Origin of the sequence: Musicola paradisiaca NCPPB 2511, assembly GCF_000400505.1 — a bacterium.
Classification (GTDB): Bacteria; Pseudomonadota; Gammaproteobacteria; order Enterobacterales; family Enterobacteriaceae; genus Musicola; species Musicola paradisiaca.
On the sequence record NZ_CM001857.1, the window covers coordinates 4,348,139 to 4,349,767 of the forward strand.

General features: G+C 46.2%; 1 protein-coding gene, 2 tRNA genes, 1 rRNA gene, 1 pseudogene and 1 other annotated feature. Of the genes and pseudogenes, 1 reads left to right on the forward strand and 4 read right to left on the reverse strand.

The genetic code is table 11. The features are described from left to right. A partial coding sequence (locus DPA2511_RS19440) for an IS630 family transposase (protein WP_023638520.1) occupies positions 1-373 on the forward strand: 373 nt, incomplete at its 5' end. Positions 374-386: 13 nt separating this feature from the next. Here the strand turns inward: DPA2511_RS19440 and DPA2511_RS23105 are convergent. From DPA2511_RS23105 to rrf, 4 genes and pseudogenes are all read right to left on the reverse strand, one after another. After that, positions 387-876: pseudogene (locus DPA2511_RS23105) on the reverse strand (integrase core domain-containing protein); the annotation flags it as partial. Positions 877-1,069: 193 nt separating this feature from the next. Beyond that, positions 1,070-1,145: transfer RNA gene (locus tag DPA2511_RS19445), tRNA-Trp, on the reverse strand. A 9-nt stretch (positions 1,146-1,154) separates the two neighbouring features. Then, positions 1,155-1,231, reverse strand: a tRNA-Asp gene (locus tag DPA2511_RS19450). Positions 1,232-1,296: 65 nt separating this feature from the next. Next, a 5S ribosomal RNA gene (gene rrf / locus DPA2511_RS19455) occupies positions 1,297-1,412 on the reverse strand. 99 nt (positions 1,413-1,511) lie between these two features. Continuing rightward, positions 1,512-1,593: a sequence feature (23S ribosomal RNA rRNA prediction is too short), on the reverse strand. Between the last annotated feature and the right edge of the window lie 36 nt (positions 1,594-1,629).

Sequence of the window (1,629 nt, forward strand, 5' to 3'; positions counted from 1 at the left end):
TACGGGGCGAGTCTCTTACGCCAGTGGCAACAGCAAGAATTCTGATTTATTTATCAATCTGTTAGAAGCATTACGACGCACATACCGGCGAGCCAAAACCATTACGTTGGTGGTTGATAACTACATCATCCATAAAAGCCGCAAAGTGGAGCGCTGGCTGGAGGAGAACAGGAAGTTCCGGCTGCTGTTTCTGCCGACCTATTCGCCGTGGCTGAATCCGATAGAGCGACTGTGGCTATCGTTACACGAAACAATAACGCGAAACCATCAGTGCCGGTACCTGTGGCAGTTACTGAAACAGGTAACGCAATTTATGAATGCAGCTTCACCATTTCCCGGCAACCAACCTGGCCTGGCTAAAGTGGAGCGGTAATATGAGAAGCTATTTAGATAACTAGCGGCACATCGCCAAGTGAGCTATGCGGGCGTTCCTCGTGATATAACGCACGCTAGTTTTCTGGTTAGCGCACGGACTGCTGACAGTATTCGGAACAAATATATATCGAGTATTTCTGCTCGCAGTATTTTTTAAATCGCTCAATAAACCCGTTCTGCACCGGGTTGCCGGCTGAATAAAAGCCGTGACGTTCTGCCCATTCAGCTAATACTGCAGTAGTACGTTCCGGCCCATTATCACTTCGTATAATAGCTGAATAACTTCTTTTTGCACTTAATACAAACAACACAATGAACGGGTATATTCAGTTCAACCTCAAGTGCCAGTGCTTCCCGATTAAAATCATCGACTATGTTAAATAACCTGAATCGCTGTTCGTCCATCAAAGCATTACTCATAGCATCCACCGACCAGCAGTAATTCAGTTTATGAGAAATGACACAAGGTTATGAATACAGATTAGGTAAGCATTTTTCTCCATTTTATTGAGAAAAATATTTATATTTCCAATAACTTGAGAATATCTAACTAATTAATATCACACTATTATCTTTTAATTTTTTTATAGCAGATCTTATATTTTATAGAAACAAGGGTTTAACTTTTGGAAATAATATCCAGATGATATTTCAGACGAAAAAAAACCCTTCACTAACGTGAAGGGTTTGAATTTGGCAGGGGCGGAGAGGCTCGAACTCCCAACACCCGGTTTTGGAGACCGGTGCTCTACCAATTGAACTACGCCCCTAAAATAGGGTGGCGGTGCGGACGGGACTCGAACCCGCGACCCCCGGCGTGACAGGCCGGTATTCTAACCGACTGAACTACCGCACCACCGATTCTGTCTGTTATCAGAGGAGTCAATCTGATAACCCGGTGTATTACACCTTTAAATCAAAGCCTGGCAGTTCCCTACTCTCACATGGGGAGACCCCACACTACCATCGGCGCTACGGCGTTTCACTTCTGAGTTCGGCATGGGGTCAGGTGGGACCACCGCGCTATCGCCGCCAGGCATATTCTGTCCGTCAACTCGCCTACCAGCCAGTCAACGCTATCCGGAACAAGCTACTCTCTCTCCAAAACACCTTCGGTGTTGTAAGGTTAAGCCTCTCAGGTCATTAGTACTGGTTAGCTCAACGCATCGCTGCGCTTACACACCCAGCCTATCAACGTCCTCGTCTCGAACGCCCTTTCTGTGGACTCAAAGTCCAAGGGAGAACTCATCTCGG